Here is a 4,354-nt window from a genome sequence, read left to right as displayed (position 1 = left end):
GAACAATATCTAAAATTATACTTGACTTTTTTAAATATTTTATTATATTATTAGTGAAAATAATTTTTAAAAAAAGAGGTTAAAAATGAAAATGATAAAGAAAATTTTTCTAATTATTACGCTTACCACAATTTTTAGCGTGTCGGCATTTGCAAAAAGCGGTTTTGAATTCCACTATAACGCTTTGATTGGAGTCGGAGTCGGTTTTCCAACAGAAAGCATGAAAGACTTGGGATTTAAAAACGATTTTGGATTTGACGGCACAAGTTTATTTCAACTTGGGTATATGTCTCAAGTTAGAGAAGGTTTCGGAATAAGCTATTTATTGGAATTAGGCTATAATATCAGCTCTTATTCCATTATGGGCAAACCAGATATTAACAGCCTAATTTCAGCTGAATTAGATAAATATGGGTTGGGCAATATTGATATTAGTCAGTTTGGAATATCTACCGATGTCTCTGTTTCAATCTATAGTTATTTTTATAATATCCAAATTGGTTTATTTCCTAAATTTAATTTTGGAAATTTTTCAATCGGAATCGGCGGAGGAATTAAAATTCCTGTGGCGGGAGAACAAACGCTAGTATTACTTGGTAATGAATATAATCAAACATTAAACAGAGGCGATATAGTGGATTCTTTCAATCCTCCAATTTTTGGATATGTAAAAACTTCTTTCAATTATTCATTTTATCTTATCGACAAAATTGCTCTTGATGTAGGGGTATATTTGGGCTACGATATTATGAAATTTAAAGAAGAAACTGGAAAAGACGAATACGGCGGAACTCTAAACGCGGGAATAGTATTCGGAGTTAAATTTGGAGAAAAAGTCGATTAATTTATAATTTAATTTTAGATTAAAAAAATAAAAACGGGCGAGGCAAAAACTTCGTCCGTTATTTTTTACCCGAATACATATTAATAATCAAATTTGAAGATTCTTTTTCGAGGATTCCATACCAAATTGATTTTCGTCTTTTCAAAGCGGGACTAACCATTGCGAAATTTATTAATTTATTATAAGTGGCGTTAGCTTTTTGAACATTATTAAATAAAGGAATATGATTTGCGGGAAATATTTTTGCTATATTTATATCGATTTCTTTTTTCATTATAGAATCGTATAAAGGAATAACTTTCTCATAACCTTCGTAAATGCTTTCTGCGTATTCCAAAACCATTTTATCGAAATTATCAATCGTATTCAAAAGTCTTATTATAAGTCCGAAAGTGTCAATCGCTTCTTTATAATTTTCTTTAACCACATAAGAACCTATCGCATCCGAACATAAATCGCAAATTGTGGAATTGGTATAGCCCGAAATATATTCGTTTACGCTTTCGTTAATTTGAAACGGAGGCATTGATTTTGCGACTTTTGAAATTAATTCCATCATCGAGGTAAATATTCTCTGTTTCCATAAATTAGCTTTCACGCTTTTTACAAGTTCTTCCATTTCGTCAAAAAATAATTCTTTATATTTTTCATCGGGATTGAATATTGCTTCCACTATCGGAATATCCGTTCCTTTAAAAAATATGATTCCGTTATCGTAGAAAGAGATAATATTTTTTTCAAAGATTTCGCTTTTAATTTTCGCGTTTTCTTTTAAGAAGTTGAATTGCAAATTTTTAGTCACAATAATTTTATTTTCTTTCGGAGATAAAGTATTCGCTCTCGCCTGCATTCGCGCCGCGTTATTTATAAGAAAGCCCGACAAATCTCCGTCTTCGGTAATTATTAAAGAACTATTCGTATTTCCGCCCGATATTCCCGCACTTATTTTAAACTCTGGCATTCCCGAAGTATCGACATTCGGATGTTCGCTTAAAAATTTCTTTTTATTCAAAACATCGATTATCGCAATAGTCGCGCTTAAAGCGTCAGTTGCCGATGGGCAAACCATAACTATTTCGTCTCCCTGTTTTCTATGAGAGAGGACATTATAAAATCTTGCAACTTCGCTAATTTTATTTTGAAGCAAATCGTCCAAAGCATGCATTTTATACAAATTATTTTTATTCTCTTCGCAAAAATTCGTATAGCCATGAATATCGAGCATCGCTATATAAATGTCGGCTATCGATAAACTTAATTTCAAATCTCCCGCAAAATTATATTTGTGATTTTCTATAACGAACTGCTCCCATAATTTCGGGTAAAGTTCCTTATCCAAATCGCTAAAAAATCCCCAGTTAATTTTACGAATTAAAGAAAATAAACTTTTTAAAATATTTTCATGGTCTTTTATCTTTTCAAAATTTACATTTTGAGCGTAGGTAAAAAGTCCCGAAAAAGTTTTGATATTTCCGTCCACTATCTGCTCGATTAAATGAGTATATAATTCATATCTTGAAGTCGACTGATTATAATCTTCGATTTTATTCACTTTATTTCCTAAAATATAAAAACATTTCTATTCTTTAAATTTAACTTATAAATTAAAAAAATCAATAGTCATTTAATTATTCGTTTTTCTAAATACCGCTGGGTCTATGAAAGGTCTTCTTCCCTGCAATTTAGACAAATAAACGATATTGCTCGCCTCTTTCGGAAAACTGCTATCTCCGTATTTAATTATCGTTTCTTTCGCGTATTTTTCTTTAATCATAGAATAGGCTAAAGGTTCGCTGTCTATAATTATATGGCATAATATTCTGTCATACAAATCGTAAGAAGATATTAACATGCAAACTTTACTCGCGTTGTTTATGGAACTTACAACATAATTTTTCGATGCTTCTCCGTAATTTTGTTTGAGTTCGGGAGCGTCCAAACCGATAAATCTATATCTTTGATTTTTATATTTTATCGTATCGCCGTCCAAAACCGTAATATATTTTTTATTCAAAACAACGGAATATTTATAAGAATCGTAATAATCTTTATTTGTAATCGACAAAAAAATTCTTGCGTTATCTTTATCTCTTAAAGTTAAATATTCTTTCGCGGTTATTTCGTTAATATTCATAACTACTTTGCAATATTTTATATTTTTCTTTTTTAAATATTCAATTAATTTTTTATCGTTGGAATCAATATAACACATAATTTTTTCTTTAAAAAATTTTGAATAAAAATAGAATTGAAATTTATTAATAAATTTTATACTTGGAAAACGACTTTTTATAAAATCTCTGTTTTCTTTATTTTGATTATCGTTAATATCATAAATGTTATAAATACAAAAAACTTTATCTCTATATTTCAAATAATCGTAAATAATTCCGACTTTATTATTTTCAATTAAACTTAAAATAGAATTTGAATCAATAAATAAATTTTTTGAATTATTTAATTGAAGATTTTTATTTTTAATAACTATAATAAAGAAAATAAAAAATATTAAAAAAATTATCGTAAGTTTAATATTTTTCGTCATTATTTGCGCTCAAGATTTTAATTCCTTCCTCTCCAAGAACGGATTTCAAGGCGAGCAAAAAAGCCGTTTCTTTATCTTTCATAGTTTCGCTTTTATAAAGTTTCATCGCGTATCTTGCCATATTTATTCCGTCTCTAACAGAAAATGACGCTTTATTTATATGAGATTTTTGCAAGAATCCAACCGTTATTTTTAAAATTTCTTCGTCCGCAAAAGGAAGATTCATTTTCAAAATATCGTATTCTTCTTTCACATCTGGAAAAGGAAGTTCGATAGTCGGCTGTAATCTCGAATGAATATATTCTGGAAGTTCGAATGTGCTTGCATCATCGTTCATCGTGACAATTATTCTAAAATCCGAATGCGCTTTTATTTTTATTCCCGCAATAACGCTTTCCACATATCGTCTGTCGTCAAGTAAAGGCGCAAGCGAAGCCCAAGTTTTTTCGCTCATTCTGTTTCCTTCGTCAAGTATAGCGACTCCGCCTTTAATCATTGCGCTAACCAAACTTGATGCATGATAACTTATTTTATTATTTTCGGATATAACGGGAATTATAATCAAATCTTCGGGGCGAGTATCGACTGTGCATTGAAATATGTAAACTTCTCTTTTAAGAAGTTCTTTAGCAGCATAATAGGATAAAGTGGTTTTTCCCGCTCCAGGTTTTCCAACTATTCGAGGATTTAGCGGAATATCGTCTTCGGAGATTGTATGCCAAGCCGCCATTATTTGCCGAACCAAATCGTTTTGTCCCGTCCATTTTATATTTAAATTATCGGGATGCGACAATGTTAGCTCGACATTTTCTATTTTTACTTTTTCCATTTAATTTATCCTAATCAATCTAATTATATTAATAGAAAAGATTTTTAATTTGATTAAAATATAATAAATGAATTTCATAAAAAGTCAAATATTATTATAATTTTATATTTGACAGAAATATTATAATATAGTATAG

At 29.6% G+C, this 4,354-nt stretch carries 4 protein-coding genes; 1 reads left to right on the top strand and 3 read right to left on the bottom strand.

Annotation, left to right across the window (positions count from 1 at the left end):
- The first annotated feature begins 85 nt into the window (after positions 1–85).
- Positions 86–844: a hypothetical protein gene (locus ACR0QS_RS11560; protein ID WP_432633603.1), complete on the top strand. Its 759-nt coding sequence runs from the start codon at positions 86–88 to the stop codon at positions 842–844.
- 58 nt (positions 845–902) lie between these two features.
- Here ACR0QS_RS11560 and ACR0QS_RS11555 read toward each other — a convergent pair whose 3' ends face one another.
- From ACR0QS_RS11555 to ACR0QS_RS11545, 3 genes are all read right to left on the bottom strand, one after another.
- Positions 903–2,396 (bottom strand): hypothetical protein, encoded by a 1,494-nt coding sequence (locus ACR0QS_RS11555; protein WP_432633602.1) that lies wholly within the window; start codon positions 2,394–2,396, stop codon positions 903–905.
- A gap of 72 nt (positions 2,397–2,468) precedes the next feature.
- Complete coding sequence (locus ACR0QS_RS11550; RefSeq protein ID WP_432633601.1) at positions 2,469–3,389, bottom strand: thermonuclease family protein; 921 nt, start codon at positions 3,387–3,389, stop codon at positions 2,469–2,471.
- The gene (locus ACR0QS_RS11545) at positions 3,373–4,218 is read right to left on the bottom strand and encodes an AAA family ATPase (RefSeq protein WP_432633600.1); all 846 of its coding nucleotides are present in this window, start codon (positions 4,216–4,218) and stop codon (positions 3,373–3,375) included. The genes ACR0QS_RS11550 and ACR0QS_RS11545 overlap by 17 nt, the downstream gene beginning before the upstream one ends.
- Positions 4,219–4,354 lie beyond the last annotated feature (136 nt).

Origin of the sequence: Brachyspira sp. (assembly GCF_050873525.1) — a bacterium.
Classification (GTDB): domain Bacteria; phylum Spirochaetota; class Brachyspiria; order Brachyspirales; family Brachyspiraceae; genus Brachyspira.
The sequence above is the reverse complement of the archived record's forward strand: the minus strand, read 5'-3'. Positions and strand labels throughout refer to the sequence as shown.